Genomic DNA, 18847 nt, shown 5'->3' with positions numbered 1-18847 from the left:
TTATCCGTTACAGCCACTTCTTTCGCTTGAAGAACCAGAGAATACCCACGACGCAGAGTACCATCAGACTCAGCGAAAAACCGTAGCCGTAGCGCCAGTCGAGTTCGGGCATCGTCTTGAAATTCATTCCGTAAATACTTGCAATTAGCGTAGGGGGCATAAAGATGACGGAAACAATCGTGAAGATTTTGATAATCTTGTTTTGCTGGATGTTTACTAGCCCGAGAAACGTATCCTGCATATATTCGAGACGCTCGAAGCTGAACCGGATATGCTCGAACAGGGAGTTGATGTCTTTGATCAGAATACTCATCTTCGCTTTTGCATCGGGAGGGAAGAGTATGCTTTTGATCATATTCGAGCAGACGCGCTGCTTGTCCACGATGTTTTCGCGGATAACCATCGTTCTTTCCTGTAGATTCTTGATCGAGATCAGGATTTCGTTGTCTACATCTTCTTCCGATTTCAGCTTGCCGCTGAGTTCGGCAATCTCACGTGTCAGTTCTTCGATCAGGTCAGCATCATAATCCACACGCGTTTCGAGGAGCGTCGTCATGACGTGATAGCCTGTGGGGTAATTGCGCGAGTTGGCGAAAATCTTACGCGTCGTCTCGTTGAATGAGGGTAGATCCTGACTACGCACCGAGACAAGGATGTTGTTCTTGACAATAAACGAGACTATTTCTTCGTCGTAATTTTTCAACAGGAAGCGTGAATTAGCTACGAGCGAATTCTCTGTTTCCATATACCGCGAACTGATCTCGATTTCTTCCATCTCTTCCTCTTCCTGAATGTAGATTTTGAGGAACTGTTCCAGGCGGCTTTCCGTCTCTTCGGGCATGTCATTCAGGTCGATCCACAGTAAATGATCCATCGAAACGTCTTTCAGAATTTCGATGTCTTTCGACATTTTCAGCCGGTTCTCCTCGCGATAAAAAATACGAATTTCCGCCATGATGTTAATCGTTTAAAGTTTGTTCTACGTTGCTTTCTTCACGACTCAGATACGCCTCCGTCATATTCGTGAGGCGGATGAAATCGTTGATGCCGAGTTGTTCCGGTCGCTTGTCGAAGATCGCATCGGCATAGCCCGGATAATCTTTGCCCAGCAAGGGCTTCATCGAGTTGCGCAGCGTCTTGCGACGCTGATTGAACGACGTCTTCACCACCTTTTTATATAATGCCTCGTCGCACCCTAACTCCGTACGGTCGTTGCGCGTCATCCGCACGACGGCGCTCTTCACCTTGGGCGGCGGATTGAAGACCTGCTCGCTCACGGTGAAAAGATATTCCACATCGTACCACGGTTGGATCAGCGCGCTTAATATGCCGTACGTCTTCCGACCGGGCGAGGCCGCGAGCCGTTCGGCCACCTCCTTCTGAATCATCCCGGAGCAGCATACCACGCGGTCGCGATGCTCCAAAACCTTGAAAAAGATCTGGCTCGAAATATAGTACGGATAATTGCCGATAACGCAGAAAGGCGAGTCGTAAAGACGTTCGAGGTGCATCGCAAGGAAGTCCTCGTCGATAATACGTCCGTTAAGTGCTGGAAAATGCGTGCGAAGGTAGTCGATCGAGGCGTGATCGATCTCAACGACCGTTAGGTCATGCCCTGCGCCCAGCAGGAACTGCGTGAGCACACCGGTACCCGGCCCTACCTCCAGAACGGGTAAGCCGCGATATGCTGCCAGCGTCTCTGCGATACGCTGCGCAATCCCAAGGTCTTTGAGGAAATGTTGCCCCAAAGACTTTTTCGGCCGGATAATCGTCATCTGTTCCCAACTTTTTGTTTTTTTTGATGAAGTCGCGGCAAAGATACGAAAAAAAATGGATCGTTTTTTTTCTTGGGGGATAAAAAAACGGGGTTATGGCTCGTGCCCTTTTCGGAAGATATGTTTTGATGAACTCCCCGAATTGCACTATCTTTGCCCTCCGAAATAAAGAATTTTTATGGATTTCAGGGCAATTATCAACAAAACAGTCAAAATCATATTGCCGCTTACGTTGGGGATCTTGTTGTTCTGGTATCTCTATCGGGAACAGGATTTCGGGGAGATGATGGAAGTCATCAGGCAGGGTGTGCGTTACGATATTCTTTTGTTTTCATTAATTTTCGGGTTGGGGGCTAATGTGGTGCGCGGTTTCCGATGGGGCATGCTCATCGATGCGTTGGGCAAACGCGTGCGACGCCGCAATGTGGTCTTTGCCGTGCTGGGCAACTATGCCGTCAATATGGTGTTGCCGCGTGTCGGTGAAATATGGCGCTGCGGAGTAACGGCTAAATACGAAAAAGTGCAATTTACGAAACTGCTCGGTACTCTGCTCGTCGACCGGGTGATGGATACGCTGATGGTGGGGCTGTTGACACTTTGCCTGTGTGTCTTTAATATCGGTTTTTTCCGTCATTTCTTTGCCGAGAATCCTCCGACGATTATGGCCACGCTCTACCTGCTGATCCGTTCGCCTTGGACGTATGTCGGGTTGGTCAGCTTTATCGCGGTCTTTTGGTTTGTTTTCGTCAAGATGAACCACTTGACCGTTGTGCGCAAAGTGAGGGAGATGATCGGGAATGTTTGGGAAGGCATCCGAAGTCTTTGGAAAATGGAGCACAAAGCCCAATTTATCATTCAGACATTTGCTATTTGGGGAGGCTACTTCCTGTATTTCTACATCACTTTTTTTGCGTTCGACTTTACGCGTGATCTGGGCGTTCGCATCGGGTTGATCGCTTTTGCCATGAGCAGCCTCGGCGTGGCTGTGCCTGTGCAGGGAGGCATTGGCGTGTGGCATTTTATGGTGATCTCGACGCTTGTCGCTTTCGGAGTAGGCGAGACGGACGCCGCCGCATTTGCATTAGTCGTCTTCACCGTGCAGTCGGTCTGGATCGTTCTTACCGGGCTGTTCGGAATCTTCGCCTTGCCGCTTGCGAATCGTGAAGATAAATCGGCAGAGACATTTCCCGAATAACGGCGCGACTCCTCGTCTTACTTTTTGTTTCGCGGGTGATGGTTGATGATCTCACGGCGCAGCGATTCACGGTCGATGTGCGTATATAGCTCGGTCGTCGTGATTTTTTCGTGTCCCAGCATCAATTGAATGGCACGCAGATTGGCTCCTCCTTCGAGCAGATGGGTCGCGAACGAATGGCGAAACGTATGAGGACTGATCGTCTTATGAATGCCGGCTACTTCGGCCTGCGTCCGGATGATATGGAAAACCATCATACGCGTGAGGCGGGCGCCGCGCCGATTCAGAAACAAGGTATCTTCGAATCCTTTCTTGACGGTCATCTCGTTGCGGTCGTAGAGGTATTTCCGGATTTCGTTCAGTGCTGTTTCCGAAATGGGAACAAGACGTTGCTTGCTGCCTTTTCCTTCTACTCGGATAAACTGCTCGTCGAAATAAACATCCGAATAATTCAGGCTGATCAGCTCCGAGACACGCAGCCCGCAGCTGTAGAGCACTTCGAGCATGGCGCGGTTGCGTTGTCCGGTAGGAGTCGACAAGTCGATGGAGTCGAGCAGTCGGTTGATTTCGCCGAGGGTGAGGGTCTCCGGCAGTTTCATCCCGATTTTGGGCGCTTCGAGCAACTCGGTCGGGTCGCTGCACAGGTAGTCTTCGAGCACGAGAAAGCGATAGAACGATTTGATGCCGGAGATGATCCGCGCCTGTGAGCGTGCCGAGATGCCGAGGTCGTAAAGTTGCGCTACGAACTGTTGCAAGTCGGCATGCCTGATCTGTAGAATGGGGAGCTGCTCTTCGTCCGCGAACCGAAACAGTTTCTTCAGGTCATCCAGATACGCTTCTACCGTATTCTTCGACAGGCCTCTTTCAAGACGCAAATACGTCTTGTATTTCTCAACCGGGTCGTTTTTCTGATGACGGTTCATAGTGAGAATCTCAAAAAAAAGCACTACTTTTGTGCGTTGAAAAACGACAAAGATAGCATATTTTAATAAAAAACGAGGTGTGAAAAAGATTCAAATTATCAACGGGCCAAATCTGAATCTGTTGGGCAAACGGGAGCCGGGAATCTACGGCGACGTCTCGTTCGAAGATTATCTGGAACAATTGAGGGCAGCTTATCCGCAATGTGAGATTGCCTATTTCCAGAGTAATAGCGAGGGAGAACTGCTCGATAAGATTCATGAAACGGGCTTTGTGTGCGACGGTATTGTACTCAATGCGGGCGCATACGCGCATACGTCGATCGCGTTGCACGACGCGGTGAAGGCCGTAACGGCTCCGGTTGTTGAGGTGCATATCTCGAATGTTTACGCACGTGAGGAGTTTCGGCATCGCTCGTTCCTCTCGTCCGTATGCAAAGGAGTTATTCTCGGATTTGGAATGGATTCGTACCGATTAGCGGTGGAGGCGCTTAACAAATGATTAAACATACGAAAATAGTAGCGACGATCTCAGACCAGCGCTGTGACGTCGAGTTTATCCGTTCGCTCTACAAGGCGGGGATGAATGTGGTGCGACTGAATACGGCGCACATGGATGAAGAAGGATTAAATCGCGTGGTGATGAATACGCGCATGGTCTCCGGCCGGATCGGGATTTTGATCGACACGAAAGGTCCGGAGATCCGTACGACAAAAACGTTTGCCCCGATCGAGTTTCAGGCCGGCGAACAAGTGATGATGAAGGGCTGTCCCGATACGGAGACAACGCACGATTGCATTTGTGTCTCGTATCCCGATTTCGTCAAAGATTTGTCGGTCGGCAGCGGCATCCTGATCGACGATGGCGACTTGGAACTGAAAGTAATTAAGAAGGAGGCCGACCGGCTTGTGTGTGAAGTGCAGAACAATGCGATATTGGGCAGCCGAAAGAGCATCAATGTGCCGGGGGTACGTATTAATCTGCCGTCGCTCACGGACAGAGATAAAAAGAATATCGAGTGGGCGATTGCCAACAAACTTGATTTTATTGCCCATTCATTTGTTCGGAATAAGAAAGACGTGCAGGCTGTGCAGCGCATCTTGGATGCCCACAAAAGTGGAATCAAAATTATTGCCAAAATCGAGAACCAGGAAGGCGTCGATAATATCGGCGAGATCCTTCAGGTGGCCTATGGCGTGATGATTGCGCGAGGTGATCTGGGTATCGAAGTGCCGGCCGAGCGTATCCCGGGTATCCAGCGCATGCTGATCCGCAAATGTGTGGAGGCCAGACGTCCTGTGATCGTGGCGACGCAGATGTTGCACTCGATGATTAATAATCCGCGGCCGACTCGTGCCGAAGTGACCGACATCGCCAATGCGATTTATTACCGTACCGATGCGTTAATGCTCAGCGGGGAAACGGCTTATGGCAAATATCCGGTCGAAGCGGTGCGGATGATGGCCAAAGTCGCGCGTGAAGCGGAAAAAACGAAGCTCGCGGAAAACGATATCCGTATTCCGATCGAAGGAACCGAGATGGATGTGACTTCGTTCCTTGCCGAACAGGCTGTGAAATCGTCGGCTAAACTTGGGGTGCGCGCGATTATTTCAGACAGTTATACAGGGCGTACGGCACGTTATCTGGCTGCCTTCCGAGGCCGTGCAGCCGTCTTTGCTATCTGCTACCGGCAGGAGGTGATGCGGATGCTTTCGCTCTCGTACGGTGTTTGGGCTGTATTCCAACCCTGGCAACCGAGCCGGCGCCAGTATTATTACGACGCTTTGAACCAGTTAATCACGAGCAGTATGCTCACCGAACAGGATAAGGTCGCTTACTTGAGTGGCAGTTTCGGAGAAGGAGGCGGCACGACTTTCCTCGAGATTAACGACGTGCACAGAGTGCTTCAGGGAGGAGAGGAGTACCAGTTGCCGACATTTTAAAATCTTAAACTACGGACGTGAGCATTGAAGATTATATTCTTGAGCATAGCGATGACGAGCCTTCCATGCTGGCGAGGCTCAACCGCGACGCTCATGTGAAACTGCTCCGTCCGCGTATGATCGCGGGCCCGTTGCAGGGGCGCGTGCTGAAAATGTTTTGCCGCATGCTCCGTCCCAAACGCATCTTGGAGATCGGAACGTACACGGGATATGCCACGTTTTGCATGGCCGAAGGGATAGACGAGGATGCGGTCATTCATACGGTCGAGATCAACGATGAGATGGAGCCGTTCTTCCGACCCTATTTTGAGCAGTCTCCGGATAAGGAGAAGATACGTCCTCACTGGGGCGATATACGCGAAGTGCTTCCTACACTCGACGAGACGTTCGACATGGTGTACATCGATGCCGATAAGCGCGACTATTGCATGTATTACGATATGATTTTCCCTTTGGTGCGTTCCGGCGGACTGATTCTTGCCGATAATACGCTTTGGTCGGGAAAGGTCGTGGAGGAGGGGGCTGCCTCGTCCGATACCCAAACACAAGGCATTTTGGCCTTTAACGAAAAGATAAAGGCCGACGAGCGAGTCGAGAAGGTCATCCTTCCTCTGCGTGATGGCCTGACCTTGATCTGGAAGAAATAGGGATGAGGTATCAACTGCACTCGTCCACTCAAGTCGCACACAAAAAGTAATATGATCGGAATGAGAATAATTAAGACCGGATTAGCAAGGCTTTTTCTTGCTTGTCGTTTTGTCGTTTTCAGGCATAATTATCAACGAGTCTGTATGTAGGTTGTGTGCAATCCTTAATATGCGATACCAAGAAAGATGTTAAATGAACAACAAATATTTGATTATTTAAGGAAAGGGAATGAAGAGGCCTTTTCATTTCTGTTTCGTAAGTATTACAAGGATTTGGTGTTATTTGCCGGAACGATTCTTCCCGGTCGGAAGGAACTTTGTGAAGATATCGTACAGGATGTATTCATGGACCTCTGGAATCATCGTAACGAAAGAGTCATTAAAACTTCTGTCAAAGGATTTTTATTGCAGTCGGTTCGGAACGGTTGTTTAGATGAACTGCGGCATGAGGGAGTGGTCAGGGTGCATGCCGAGTACATGGCTTTTTCAGGAATAGATCGTGATTGGGAAACGGAAGAATATATTTTATATTCCGATCTTGAGAATCACCTGAAAAAAGGCTTGAACAGACTGCCGGAAGAGTGTCGCAACGTGCTTGTATTAAGTCGGATTGAAGGGCTTAAGTATAAAGAAATAGCAGCGAAGTTGCAGATATCGGAAAGAACCGTTGAGGAGAGAATGGCCAAAGCATTGAAGTTTCTGCGTCGTTTTTTGAGTGATTTTCTTTTCTGGGGCATTCTTATATTGTATTGGTGGTTTTGAAATGTGGGAAGGCCGTGTGGAAACGTCTTATTTATAAACATACATTGATCAAAGAAAATATAACCGAAATTGGAACGAAACATAGAAATCTTAATAGCCAAACTCTTCAACGGAACAATCTCTGAAACAGAAGAGGAGCAATTAAAAAACTGGTATAACGAGAGTGCAGCAAACAAATCTGCTTTCGTGCAAATGAAGAGTGTGTGGGATGCGACACGGCCTGCTTTCCCTGTTTGGACAGTGAACACGGATCAGGCAGAGGCTACAATTTGGAAGAAAATCAACAGAAAACAGCCGAAGCGTATGGCTTTCCCGATATGGTGGCAACGGGTCTCCGCCGTTATTGTCGTCCCTCTGTTATTGTTGTCCGTATACTTGTTGCTGAGTCGTCATACGGCAAAAGATGCGACTTGCTCTTATCAGGAAATTATGGCACCCCTTGGTACATATAGTCGGATTTCATTGTCCGACGGATCAACCGTTTGGCTAAACTCGGGCAGTAAATTATCGTATATGCTTCCTTTTAAGCAAGAAACGCGGGAAACATACTTGGCCGGCGAGGCTTTTTTCGAAGTCGAAGCCGACCCAAAGCACCCTTTCATCGTTATCGCAGGAGATATGAGAATTAATGCGACCGGCACCCGCTTTAACGTAGAGGCGTATCCTTCCGATACACTTTGTGCCGTCACATTGGAGCGGGGACGTGTTTCCGTCGATTTACCTCATCGGGAAGGGATACGGGAGGTCAAGGTGGGCGGTCAATTCGTATGGAATAAAAATACGGGAAAAGGTAACTGTCGACAGGTCGATCCTTTATTGTATGGCAAATGGAGAGAAGGAGTCCTGATATTTCATGATGAATCCCTTGAAAATATCTTTAAACGAGTTGCAAGAACCTATAATGTCGATATATGTGTAAAAGACCCTGCACTCGCCAAACAACGTTATCGTGCAACTTTCGAACAGGAGTCGTTGGACGAAATTTTGGAACTTCTGCGAATCTCTGCACCCATCCGTTATGATTTCAAGGGTGACAGACGAAATCCGAAAAAAATTATCAACGTATATCATAAAAATCAGGCCCTCTGATTTTTTCGACAAGTTTTTCAGACTTCTATCGGTCTTTTTTAGCAGTTTGATTGTTGGTGCTTTATTGGCGCTCTTCGGGCGTAAATAAAGAGAGTCGTTCTTTCGATGTCTATGTGAAACCTCTCCAATGAAAAAGTCTGCCATGTTAAGAATTAGATAAAAAAATGTGGGATTTTATTTTTGAAACGTCTTAAATATATGAAGCGTTTAAAAATCGATGTTAATTATCTAAATGCAGAACACATGACAGAACAAACCGTATTTTCCAGAAGAAGAAAGTCTTTTCTTGTCTCCGTTTATTGCCGGATGATTTTTCTTCTATGTATGCTTTTCCTGCTTTATCCGGGACGTTTTTATGCTGAAGCACAGACAAATCTCTCGTTGAAATTGCAGGATGTGCCCTTAGAGCAGGTTCTATCCGCAATCGAAATGCGAACAGACTACCACTTTTTGTATAGCAAGGAACAGGTGGATGTTAGCCGTAAAGTCAGTATAGACATACAAAACAAAGATTTGGCCGAGGCCTTATCGCAATTGTTTGCCGGTACCGATATTACGTATACGTTAAAAAATAAGCAAATCGTCTTGACGCGGTCATCGGTAAAAGAATCTCGTCGTGATACTCCTGTAAAGACTGTCTCCGGGATTGTCAGGGATGAGAAAGGAGAGCCGGTAATCGGAGCCAATATAATCGAGAAAGGCGTACCGGGTAATGGAACGATAACGAATGCGAAGGGGCAATTCTCATTAAAAGTTTCCTCAGATGCCGTATTGCAAATCTCTTATATTGGTTATTTGCCTCTTGAAGTATCGGTTAAAGGAGTCACATCGTTTGATATTGTTTTGAAAGAAGACACTCAAATGATTGATGAAGTAGTGGTTGTGGGGTATGGAACACAGAAAAAAGTGAATCTGACTGGCGCGGTGTCAGTTGTAAGGGGTGAAGAGATGACGAAGCGTCCGATAACGAATGTAACCTCTATGTTGCAGGCACAAATACCTGGTTTGCGGGTTGTAAATGGCTCCGGACAATCCGGTAATAATAAGGTTAGTTTGCGTGTTCGCGGACAAGGAACCTATTCCAATGCAGGTTCTGATCCATTAGTGTTGATTAATGGTGTTCCTGGGGAGCTTTCATCCATAGATCCTAATGCCATAGAAAGTATCTCCGTCTTGAAAGATGCGGCATCTGCAGCCGTTTATGGAGCGCGTGCGGCAAACGGTGTTGTATTGGTTACCACAAAGACAGGGATAAAAAAAACATCTATTAGCTACTCCGGAAATTTTGCTATTTATTCTCCGACACGAATGTTGAAAGTTATTACCAATTCTGTTGATTATATGAATCTATGGAATGAAGCGAAAACCAATTCCGGTATTTCTTCTGGTTTGTATCCTCAAGATGTAATAGATTTATATAAACATGCAAAATTAAGAGGTCCGGAATATCCTAATTATAACTGGCTGGGGGAACATATTCATAGTAACTTTTCGCATAATCATAACATTGCTGTTTCCGGAGGATCAGATAAGATGGTATATAATGTTTCTATGTATTATGCGGATGAAAATGGGACAATGGACGGACATGGATATAAAAAATATAATTTTACGGCAGATTTGCAAAGTCAAATAACCAAATGGATGAAATTCGGTTCATATGTGGGTTTCATGAGAGGAGACAGGAAACGACCTTATGAGGGAGGGACAGATGGTAGTTTTACTTCTATTTTTGCACAGGCGCCGACTTATGCCCCTCGGCGTACAGATGGCTCATGGGTTTATAAAGCATACCCTTGGGAAAGTAACAATAAGAATGTGATTGCTTTGGTTGGCAATGATGCATTACGGAAAAATACAAATTATGATGTAAATGCACAAGCTTGGTTAACAATAGATATTGCTAAAGGATTATCTTGGCATACCAAAGGCGCCGTCCGCATGATTGCTGAAAGAGAAAAGGAATGGCGTCCTTTAGTGAAGTTATATAATTATCATACGGGTGAATATATGAATGAACTGGATGTTGGGGCCAAAGGGTTAAATGCGAATAATTATCATACTTTTTATACTTATCTGTATTCTTATTTGAAATATGATGTGGTAACAAAAGATCAGAATCATAATTTTGGATTCCAGCTTGGATATTCTCAGGAAACAAATGATTACGATTGGTTGAAAGGATACAGAAAAGATTTTCCATTTCCTTTAACAGAGATTGATGCGGGTTCAAAAGAGTTGCAGGAGGCAGAAGGTAATCAGGAGCAATGGTCATTAATGGGGATTTTTGGCCGTTTCAATTATAATTATAAAGAACGTTATTTGTTTGAGGCTAATTTTCGTTATGATGGTTCTTCCCGAATTAATCCAGATGACAGATGGGGAATTTTTCCTTCTTTTTCTACTGGTTGGAGAATCACCGAAGAAAAATTTATGCAAGATATATCATTGTCGTGGTTGAATAACTTGAAAATTAGGGCTTCATGGGGGCAGTTGGGAAATCAGAATATTGGAGTATATCCTTATCAGGCAGTAATGGAAAATGAGGGCAATTATACTTTTGATAATTCTTCATTATCGACAGGTTATGCTCAAACCAAATATGCAAATAAGAATATTACGTGGGAGATGACGGCTGTTACGGATATCGGTTTGGATGCCATGATATTGAATGGTCTTAGTGTGACATTTGATTGGTATAAGAAGAAAACGAAGAACGTTCTTCGTAATGCTCAAGTAACAGGGACTTTAGGCTTGGAAGCGCCTGTCATTAATAGTGGAGAAATGGAAAATAAGGGTTTCGAATTGAACATCCAATATTTGAAAGATATAAAAAGCGGATCATTCAAGGGACTAACTTACAATGTTGGTTTCTATTTTGACCGTAATAGAAACAAGGTTACGAAGTTCGGTTCGGAAGAGATTTCCGGATACTATTTGCGTAAAGAAGGTTTACCTTATAATTCTTATTATATGCTTGATTGTATAGGTGTTTTTCGAGATAAAGAAGATGTGAAAAGATCGCCTAAGCAGTTTAATGATAACACATTGCCCGGAGACCTGAAATATCGAGATGTAAATAATGACGGTGTAATAGATAATACAGACCGTATAGTGATAGACGGTCGATTTCCGAAATTTGAATACGCTGTGAACTTATCAGCTGCTTGGAAAGGTTTTGATGTTTTTATTTTAATGCAAGGAGTAGAAGGTAAGAAGCATTATGTAACAGATTGGGGATTGCAGCCTTTTCGCCAAGGAAGTGCTCCGACGATTGACTATGTAAAACATCGTTGGACAGAAGAGAAGCCGGATAACGCAAAGTATCCGAGAATGTATTTCGATAACTTCGGAGGAAGTAAAAATACAAGAAGAAACTCTTACTTCTTGAAAGACGCATCTTATTTCCGTTTGAAGAATGTAACGATTGGTTATGTCATCCCATCGAAGTTGACAAGGAAGTGGTTGATTCAAAAAATACGTGTGTTTTTCTCAGGAGATAATCTGGCGACAATCACGAATTATCCTGAATTAGACCCAGAAAGAGAGGAAGATGGTCGTTTTGTCGCTTATCCCCAGAATAGGATATGTTCTTTCGGTATTAACATTCAATTTTAATTCGATATGGCTATGAAAAAAGTGAAATACTATTTGGTTTTAGTATTGGCAATTGTAATAAATGGATGCGATGATTTCCTGGAAAAGAATCCCCCGTCCAAACCTTCAGGGAATACCTTCTGGAAACAAAAAAGAGATTTGGACATGGCATTGACCGCCTGTTATGGAACAATGACAAAATCTGTACAAGGCTATTTTTCTTGGGGAACACCTAAATGGGATAGTTTTGTTGATAACTGCCGCAGCGTTGATGAAGGAATAACTTTTGATGTTTTTCAGGGCAATATAGATCCTTCTACAACTGGTATCATTCGGGATGTTTATATAGATTCTTATATTGGAATAACACGTATGAATTTGTTCCTTTATCAATTGGATAAGTATACAAATACGGACTTGTCTGATTCTGAAAGAGACTTTTATAAGGGGCAGGTTCTTTTTTTGCGAGCTTTTTATTATTCTTATTTGTATAGATGTTATGGAGATGTCCCTCTTATTTTGGAGCCATTAGATATGGAAACACAATATCAGCCCAAAGCAGATGCAGTAAAAGTGTTGAATCAGATATTCTTAGATTTGGACAATGCAATCGGCTTGTTGCCAGATAATACATACAGAGAATTACCGGGGCGGGTGACCAAAAGTGCCGCATTAGCCTTAAAGATCCGTATGATGCTCTATGACGCTTATGATAATACAGGTTCGGCAAATGAGGAGAAAATGAAAAAAATATTAGCTGTTTCAGAACAAATAAAAGGATACACTCTTTGTGACAATTTTGAGAATCTATTCCAGGGAGCTGGGCAAGAGACAAATCCTGAAATTATATTTTCTACAAAATATTTGGCCCCTAATAATTGGCATAAAAGTGATTTGCAATTTGGAGCATGGTTATGGTGTGCTCCATTAACTAATTTGGTTAATGAATTTGAATATAAGGATGGAAGTCCTTTCTCCACAGAAAATACTTTGTATAATCCGGAAAATCCAATTGAAAACAGGGACCCTCGTATGGGCATGTCGACCTTTTATCATCAATTAGTCATAGGAGATGTGGAACAGCCTGTTACAGGCGTTTTACCAACCGGATATGGGTTGAAAAAATTTGTTACTCGTGATAAAACACAATATCCCATAGGGTATAATACACGTAGTGATCAGGATTGGGTGCATTTCAGGTATGCAGAGATTTTGTTGACAATCGCAGAAGCAGAAAATGAAGTAAATGGACCAACCCAGAAAGCATATAATGCGATTAATACGATCCGTGCGCGGAAAGGAGTCAATATGCCTCCTCTACCAATTGGTCTGAGTAAAGCACAGATGCGCGAAAAGATTCGCCATGAAAGACGAATAGAGTTAGCATTTGAGGGACATCGTTATTTTGACTTGAAACGTTGGCGCATTATTGGAGAGGTTATGAATAATTTTAAGGAGCCTACATTACCTTTATATAAATCAGTCTTTGAAGAGCGTTTCTATTTATGGCCGATCCCGCAGAGTGAAATCGACAAGAATAAGGGAGTACTGATTCAGAATCCAAATTACAAATAAGATAAAAATGAGTAAATTAATTAAAAATCGCGGATTGCTCTTTTCGCTGGGCAGTATGGTCGTTCTGAATGGCTGCGTTCAACAGTCACAGGAACATAAAAAACCAAATATCGTTTTCATTTTTGCCGATGATATGGGATATGGGGATGTCTCTGCTTTGAATGAGAACTCGAAGATACAGACGACAAACATCGACCGGATTGCTCATGAAGGGGTTACTTTTACGGATGCTCATTCCTGCTCGTCAGTCAGTACGCCGTCACGTTATGGCTTACTGACCGGGCGTTACAGTTGGCGTTCGGAACTCAAATCCGGTGTCTTGTTGGGGTATAATAAAGCATTAATCGCTCCTGAACGTCGTACGATTGCAGATGTTTTACAGGGTCAAGGGTATCAGACGGCCTGTATCGGCAAATGGCATCTGGGCTGGGATTGGAATAATATTGAAGCAGGAGAACATAGTGTGGATTTCAGTAAGCCGATTACGAACGGTCCGACTACCAGGGGATTTAATTACTTCTATGGCATAGCGGCATCGTTAGATATGGCTCCTTATGTGTATGTGGAGAATGATCGGGTTACTGCTTTGCCTGATAGAGAGACGGTCAATACCGGTATGGCTTTTTGGCGTAAAGGCCCGACTGGAGCTGATTTTGACCATGAACAGACGTTACCCAACCTAATTAGCAAGGCCGTGAATTACATTCATGAACAAGCGAAAAAGAAGCAAGCTTTTTATTTGTATCTTTCGTTACCGGCCCCTCATACCCCGATTTTACCGATTAAAGAGTATCAAGGAAAGTCAGGGCTGAATCCTTATGGTGATTTTGTCCTGATGGTGGATGATATGGTTGGCAAAGTGATGCAAGCGTTAAAAGATGCTGGGGTGGATGATAATACCATACTCGTATTCAGTGCGGATAATGGGTGTAGTCCGCAAGCTCTGTTCGATGAGCTTCACGAAAAAGGCCATTATCCGAGTTACATTTATCGCGGGCATAAAGCGGACCTTTTCGATGGGGGGCATCGTGTTCCTTGCGTAGTGAGATGGCCTCAAAAGATTAAGCCTCATACGGTTAATCAGACAATTTGTTTGACCGACTTTTTTGCCACCTTTGCAGCGATCGTGGATTATCGGTTGAAAGATTCGGAAGGAGAAGACAGTTATAATATTCTCCCTGTGTTGGTGAATGAGGAAGAGGGGGGCGCTATTCGTGAAGCGACTGTTCATCATTCTATCAACGGAGACTTCACGATCCGTAAAGGAGAATGGAAGTTGCTATTATCTCCTAGCTCCGGAGGGTGGAGTTTCCCAAGACCGGGTACGGATGATGAGGTAATCCAAACATTACCGTCGGTTCAGCTTTATAATATGAAAACAGATCCCGGAGAAGAAAATAATGTACATGTTCAATATCCTGAAGTGGTTGCTGAGTTGAAGGCCCTGATGAACAAATATGTGGAAGAAGGTCGTAGTACTCCCGGAGTCCCTCAGAAGAATGACGGACCGGAGTTTTGGAGCCAGCTGAGTTGGATGCAAGAGTGAAAACAGGCTGAGTCTTGGTTTGTCTCCGGAGATAACAATACCTTGCTTGTATTTGGTCTATTGTGGAGCGATCAATGAGAAGTTATTTTGATGAGAAAATGATACCCTCTCCGACATCGAGAATATTTCGTTAAGTCAGAGGGGGTATTCTTTTGCAGAAAATAAACGGATTGTTTTGGGTGTTTTTTTATTGAAAATCAGCACTTTTATAGTCTAAGTGCTTGCATAGAATGATAAGGCTGAAAAAAGATATTATTACTCATATTGAGGCAGAATCGCTTGAGGTAATTATTGACCGTTTACGCGTGTATTTTGCGGAATTAAAATGAGCCTCCTGAAATAAATCCGCGATCTGCGATTCCCGGATCAGTCGAAAGATCTTTTTTTCGTACCTTTGTCAGGTCTTTCATAAGGTTAGGGGAGGAGGTTGCACATGGCTTTTTATTACATGAGTAATTATCCCTCTCTTTTCCCTAAGAATAAACGTGACGATGACCTCATTAAAAAAGAACAAGAAATGGAAGGAACAAGGTTAAATAAAATCGGGAGGTTGCTGCAGAAAGAGTTGGGCGACCTGTTTCAGAAACAGACGAAAGGGATGCCGGGTACCCTCGTTTCGGTGAGTGCCGTGCGAGTAAGCGCGGACTTGAGCGTGGCTAAGGTTTTCCTGAGCATTTTCCCCTCGGAGAAAAGTCAGGAGCTGATGGAAGCCATCGAGGCGAATAAAAAGACGATCCGTTACGATCTCGGTCAGCGGGTGCGTCTGCAATTGCGGAGGATTCCGGAGTTGATTTTCTTCCTCGATGATTCGCTCGATTACGTGGATAACATCGACCATCTTTTAAAAAAGTAATTGTCCGTTGAATCTTTCGTTTTTTATCGCTCGCCGTTATTTGTTCGCGAAGAAGTCGCACAATGCCATTAATATCATCTCGATGATTTCGGTGTGCAGTGTGGCCGTCGCGACCGTTGCGCTCGTCTGTGTCCTGTCGGTCTATAACGGTTTTAACGACTTGGTTGCGTCGATGTTCGGCAACTTCGATCCGGAGCTGAAGATTACGCCGGCCGTCGGAAAAGTATTCGATCCCGATACGCCGGCCGTGCGTCAGGTCAGAGCGTTGGAAGAGGTGGCGATGTGTACCGGGGTGTTGCAGGACAACGTGCTGGTACGCTATCACGACCGTCAGCAGGTTGCCGTAGCCAAAGGAGTGGACGATACGTTTCATCGCATGGTCTCGATCGATACGGTGTTAGTCGACGGGCGTTTCGTTTTGCAGGAGGGTGAGACATCGTACGGGGTGATGGGGATTGGTTTGGCCTCTTCGTTAGGCGTCAACGCTGCGTTTACCTCACCGATGGAAATCTACGCTCCCAAACGGGATGAGCGGGTAAACATGGCTCACCCGGCGACCTCGTTTCAGATCGAGTACGCGTTTATCGGCGGTGTCTTCTGTCTCAATCAGCCTTCGTACGACGAGAATTACCTGATTCTCCCTATCGGACTGATGCGTTCGATGCTTCGCTATGAGAAGGAGGTGTCGGCGCTGGAGTTGAAACTTTCGTCGCAGGCTGATGCGAAGGCCGTGCAGCAGGAGATTCGTACGATACTCGGCGATGGGTTCCGGGTACAGAATCGTTACGAACAACAGGAAGCATCGTTTAAGATGATGCAGGTGGAGAAATGGATGACGTTCCTGATCTTGGCGTTTATCTTAATGATTGCGCTGTTCAACGTCGTCAGCTCGCTGTCGATGCTGATGATCGAGAAAGAAGACGATGTGCGGATGCTTCGCAGTATGGGGGCGGACGACGGTCTGATACGCCGTATCTTCTTGACCGAGGGCTGTATGATCCCGGTACTGGGTGCATTAGTCGGGATCGTGATCGGAGTGGTGCTCTGTCTGATTCAACAATATTACGGGGTTATCAAGCTCGGTACTGTCGGTGCGTTTGTCAGCGATAATTATCCGGTGCGGATCGCTCCGTGGGATATTTTGGCCATTTTCGTTACGGTGTTTGTAATCGGCGGTTTGTCGTCGTGGTATCCGGTGCGTTATCTTGGCGGCAAATGGTTGAAAAAAGGAGCGTTTGCGTTATTCGTTGCGCCGCTGTTGCTGTTGACGGCTTGCGGAGGACAAGGCACATCGGACGAGCAGCGTCTGACGGTGACGATGGAGCCGCAGCGTTATTTCGTCGAACGCATTGCCGGCGAGCATTGGGATGTGCATACGGTCGTGCCGGCCGGTCAGAGTCCGGAAACGTACGAACCGACGCCGCGCGAGATGATCGCCGTAGCCGAGAGCAAGGCGTACCTGCGCATCGGGCGGATCGGCTTCGAGATGGCTTGGATGTCGACAATTCAGGAGAACAATCCCCATCTGCTCGTTTTCGATTTGTCCGAAGGCGTTACGTGGATCGAAGGACAATGCACGCACCATGACCATGCGCATGACCACGATCACGGCGCGATGGACCCGCATATCTGGAATTCGACCGATATGGCTCAGATTATTGCCCGCAACACGTTGAATGCCTTGTGTGCGATCGACCCGGCGCATACGTCGGACTACGAAGCGAATTATCGCGCGCTATCGGCCGAAATCGATTCGACCGGGCGTGTGTTGCACGCCATGCTCGATACGTTGTCGCACCGCACATTCGTCATCTATCATCCGGCGCTGACTTATTTTGCCCACGAGTACGGGTTAACGCAGCTCTCGATCGAGACTGACGGTAAAGAGCCGTCGGCCGCTTCGATGAAGGTGCTCGTCGACGAGGCGCGTGAGGCCGGAGTGCGGGTTGTGTTCGTACAGGAGGAGTTCGACCGCAAGCATGCGGAGTCGCTGGCTGCCGAAATCGGGGCACGCATCGTAACGATTAATCCCTTGTCGGCCGACTGGAAGAGGGAGATGCTCCGTATCGCGCAATCACTCGCAACCCCCTAATCGTATATCTAATGAACAAACTGCTTACTCTCGAACATATCACGGCGGCTTACGATACGAAGGTCGTTTTGCGCAATGTCGGGCTGACGGTGTGGGAAAACGATTTCTTAGGCATCATTGGTCCGAACGGAGGTGGCAAGACAACGCTGCTCAAAGTCATCCTTGGGCTACTGAAGCCGGTGACGGGAACCGTTGCGTTCTATCGCGACGGGCAGCCTGTAGCGTCGCTGAACATCGGCTATCTCCCGCAGATCAACAAAATCGATAAGCGTTTTCCGATTTCGGTGCGGGAGGTGATTGCTTCGGGACTGATGGCACAGACAAAAGGGTACCGCCGCCTTACGCCCCAACAGCGGCAACGTATGGCTGAGGTGATCGCACAGATGGGGCTGGAGGCTTTAAGTGGACGAGCGATCGGCGAACTGTCCGGTGGCGAGTTGCAACGCGTGATGCTCGGGCGTGCCATCGTTTCGCGGCCGCAGATGCTTATTCTCGACGAACCGAACACGTACGTCGATCAGCAATTCGAATCGAAGCTGTACGACTTGTTGCGCGAAATCAATCAAGATACGGCTGTCGTTCTCGTATCGCACGATGTAGGCACGGTGCTCTCGCTGGTAAAGAACGTCGCGTGCGTGAACGAATCGCTGCATTATCACCCGGGAGCCGATGTCTCGGAACAATGGATGGATGAAGTGTACCGTTGTCCGATCGAGCTGGTGGGACATGGCGAATTGCCGCACCGCATCCTGAAAAGGCACGACTGAATCTTTTTGAAGCAATGATAACCGTCGAAAGTTCCCGCGAACCTCGCGAGAATATTTGATCGCTGTCGAAAGTTTCCGCGAACTC

The 18847-nt window shown here is 46.1% G+C and carries 15 protein-coding genes and 1 pseudogene; 13 read left to right on the top strand and 3 right to left on the bottom strand.

The window, feature by feature from the left end; translation table 11 throughout:
- Nucleotides 1-7: 7 nt before the first annotated feature.
- Complete coding sequence (gene corA / locus Q4A89_RS02480; protein ID WP_303183508.1) at nucleotides 8-955, bottom strand: magnesium/cobalt transporter CorA; 948 nt, start codon at nucleotides 953-955, stop codon at nucleotides 8-10.
- Between the two features lie 4 nt (nucleotides 956-959).
- A complete protein-coding gene (rsmA, locus tag Q4A89_RS02475) occupies nucleotides 960-1775 on the bottom strand; it encodes a 16S rRNA (adenine(1518)-N(6)/adenine(1519)-N(6))-dimethyltransferase RsmA (protein WP_303183506.1) in 816 nt (271 codons plus the stop codon).
- 178 nt (nucleotides 1776-1953) lie between these two features.
- On the opposite strand from rsmA, the gene Q4A89_RS02470 reads away from it, so the two are divergent.
- The gene (locus tag Q4A89_RS02470) at nucleotides 1954-2970 is read left to right on the top strand and encodes a lysylphosphatidylglycerol synthase transmembrane domain-containing protein (RefSeq protein WP_303183505.1); all 1017 of its coding nucleotides are present in this window, start codon (nucleotides 1954-1956) and stop codon (nucleotides 2968-2970) included.
- A 17-nt stretch (nucleotides 2971-2987) separates the two neighbouring features.
- Here Q4A89_RS02470 and xerD read toward each other — a convergent pair whose 3' ends face one another.
- On the bottom strand, nucleotides 2988-3893 hold the full coding sequence (gene xerD, locus Q4A89_RS02465) for a site-specific tyrosine recombinase XerD (RefSeq protein ID WP_303183503.1): 906 nt from the start codon (nucleotides 3891-3893) through the stop codon (nucleotides 2988-2990).
- Between the two features lie 79 nt (nucleotides 3894-3972).
- Between xerD and aroQ the strand changes: the two genes are divergently transcribed.
- The 12 genes and pseudogenes from aroQ to Q4A89_RS02405 all read left to right on the top strand — a co-directional run bounded on the left by aroQ (nucleotide 3973) and on the right by Q4A89_RS02405 (nucleotide 18762).
- Nucleotides 3973-4392 (top strand): type II 3-dehydroquinate dehydratase, encoded by a 420-nt coding sequence (gene aroQ, locus Q4A89_RS02460; RefSeq protein WP_303183501.1) that lies wholly within the window; start codon nucleotides 3973-3975, stop codon nucleotides 4390-4392.
- Nucleotides 4389-5834: a pyruvate kinase gene (gene pyk / locus Q4A89_RS02455; RefSeq protein ID WP_303183500.1), complete on the top strand. Its 1446-nt coding sequence runs from the start codon at nucleotides 4389-4391 to the stop codon at nucleotides 5832-5834. Before aroQ ends, pyk begins: the two co-directional genes overlap by 4 nt.
- Before the next feature lie 17 nt (nucleotides 5835-5851).
- Nucleotides 5852-6481 (top strand): O-methyltransferase, encoded by a 630-nt coding sequence (locus Q4A89_RS02450; RefSeq protein ID WP_303183498.1) that lies wholly within the window; start codon nucleotides 5852-5854, stop codon nucleotides 6479-6481.
- A gap of 186 nt (nucleotides 6482-6667) precedes the next feature.
- Nucleotides 6668-7243 carry an RNA polymerase sigma-70 factor gene (locus tag Q4A89_RS02445; RefSeq protein WP_303183496.1) on the top strand — a complete coding sequence of 192 codons (576 nt, stop codon included), beginning with the start codon at nucleotides 6668-6670 and terminating at the stop codon, nucleotides 7241-7243.
- 69 nt (nucleotides 7244-7312) lie between these two features.
- Complete coding sequence (locus Q4A89_RS02440) at nucleotides 7313-8332, top strand: FecR family protein (RefSeq protein WP_303183494.1); 1020 nt, start codon at nucleotides 7313-7315, stop codon at nucleotides 8330-8332.
- 198 nt (nucleotides 8333-8530) lie between these two features.
- Entirely contained in the window at nucleotides 8531-11950 is a 3420-nt protein-coding gene (locus Q4A89_RS02435; RefSeq protein ID WP_303183492.1) for a TonB-dependent receptor, read from the top strand.
- Nucleotides 11951-11962: 12 nt separating this feature from the next.
- Nucleotides 11963-13504, top strand: coding sequence for a RagB/SusD family nutrient uptake outer membrane protein (locus Q4A89_RS02430; protein ID WP_303183490.1), 1542 nt, complete (start codon nucleotides 11963-11965; stop codon nucleotides 13502-13504).
- Between the two features lie 7 nt (nucleotides 13505-13511).
- Nucleotides 13512-15050 (top strand): arylsulfatase, encoded by a 1539-nt coding sequence (locus Q4A89_RS02425; RefSeq protein ID WP_303183488.1) that lies wholly within the window; start codon nucleotides 13512-13514, stop codon nucleotides 15048-15050.
- A 517-nt stretch (nucleotides 15051-15567) separates the two neighbouring features.
- The gene (gene rbfA / locus Q4A89_RS02420) at nucleotides 15568-15903 is read left to right on the top strand and encodes a 30S ribosome-binding factor RbfA (protein WP_303183487.1); all 336 of its coding nucleotides are present in this window, start codon (nucleotides 15568-15570) and stop codon (nucleotides 15901-15903) included.
- Between the two features lie 7 nt (nucleotides 15904-15910).
- Nucleotides 15911-17128 (top strand): annotated as a pseudogene (locus tag Q4A89_RS02415) (FtsX-like permease family protein); the annotation flags it as partial.
- A gap of 93 nt (nucleotides 17129-17221) precedes the next feature.
- Nucleotides 17222-17995, top strand: coding sequence for a metal ABC transporter solute-binding protein, Zn/Mn family (locus Q4A89_RS02410; protein ID WP_303183535.1), 774 nt, complete (start codon nucleotides 17222-17224; stop codon nucleotides 17993-17995).
- An 11-nt stretch (nucleotides 17996-18006) separates the two neighbouring features.
- A complete protein-coding gene (locus tag Q4A89_RS02405; RefSeq protein WP_303183485.1) occupies nucleotides 18007-18762 on the top strand; it encodes a metal ABC transporter ATP-binding protein in 756 nt (251 codons plus the stop codon).
- The last annotated feature ends 85 nt before the right edge of the window (nucleotides 18763-18847 follow it).

Source organism: Tannerella sp., from assembly GCF_030528505.1.
In the GTDB taxonomy this organism is placed as follows: domain Bacteria; phylum Bacteroidota; class Bacteroidia; order Bacteroidales; family Tannerellaceae; genus Tannerella.
This window is presented reverse-complemented; position numbering and strand designations above follow the sequence as displayed.

What these genes read in the sequence shown, in the direction of transcription:
- xerD (WP_303183503.1), bottom strand. Translation starts at nt 3,893, where the DNA reads ATGAACCGTCATCAGAAAAACGACCCGGTTGAGAAATACAAGACGTAT.
- Q4A89_RS02410 (WP_303183535.1), top strand. Translation starts at nt 17,222, where the DNA reads ATGGAGCCGCAGCGTTATTTCGTCGAACGCATTGCCGGCGAGCATTGG.
- rbfA (WP_303183487.1), top strand. Translation starts at nt 15,568, where the DNA reads ATGGAAGGAACAAGGTTAAATAAAATCGGGAGGTTGCTGCAGAAAGAG.
- corA (WP_303183508.1), bottom strand. Translation starts at nt 955, where the DNA reads ATGGCGGAAATTCGTATTTTTTATCGCGAGGAGAACCGGCTGAAAATG.
- Q4A89_RS02405 (WP_303183485.1), top strand. Translation starts at nt 18,007, where the DNA reads ATGAACAAACTGCTTACTCTCGAACATATCACGGCGGCTTACGATACG.
- Q4A89_RS02445 (WP_303183496.1), top strand. Translation starts at nt 6,668, where the DNA reads ATGTTAAATGAACAACAAATATTTGATTATTTAAGGAAAGGGAATGAA.
- Q4A89_RS02470 (WP_303183505.1), top strand. Translation starts at nt 1,954, where the DNA reads ATGGATTTCAGGGCAATTATCAACAAAACAGTCAAAATCATATTGCCG.
- Q4A89_RS02435 (WP_303183492.1), top strand. Translation starts at nt 8,531, where the DNA reads ATGAAGCGTTTAAAAATCGATGTTAATTATCTAAATGCAGAACACATG.
- pyk (WP_303183500.1), top strand. Translation starts at nt 4,389, where the DNA reads ATGATTAAACATACGAAAATAGTAGCGACGATCTCAGACCAGCGCTGT.
- Q4A89_RS02425 (WP_303183488.1), top strand. Translation starts at nt 13,512, where the DNA reads ATGAGTAAATTAATTAAAAATCGCGGATTGCTCTTTTCGCTGGGCAGT.
- Q4A89_RS02430 (WP_303183490.1), top strand. Translation starts at nt 11,963, where the DNA reads ATGAAAAAAGTGAAATACTATTTGGTTTTAGTATTGGCAATTGTAATA.
- rsmA (WP_303183506.1), bottom strand. Translation starts at nt 1,775, where the DNA reads ATGACGATTATCCGGCCGAAAAAGTCTTTGGGGCAACATTTCCTCAAA.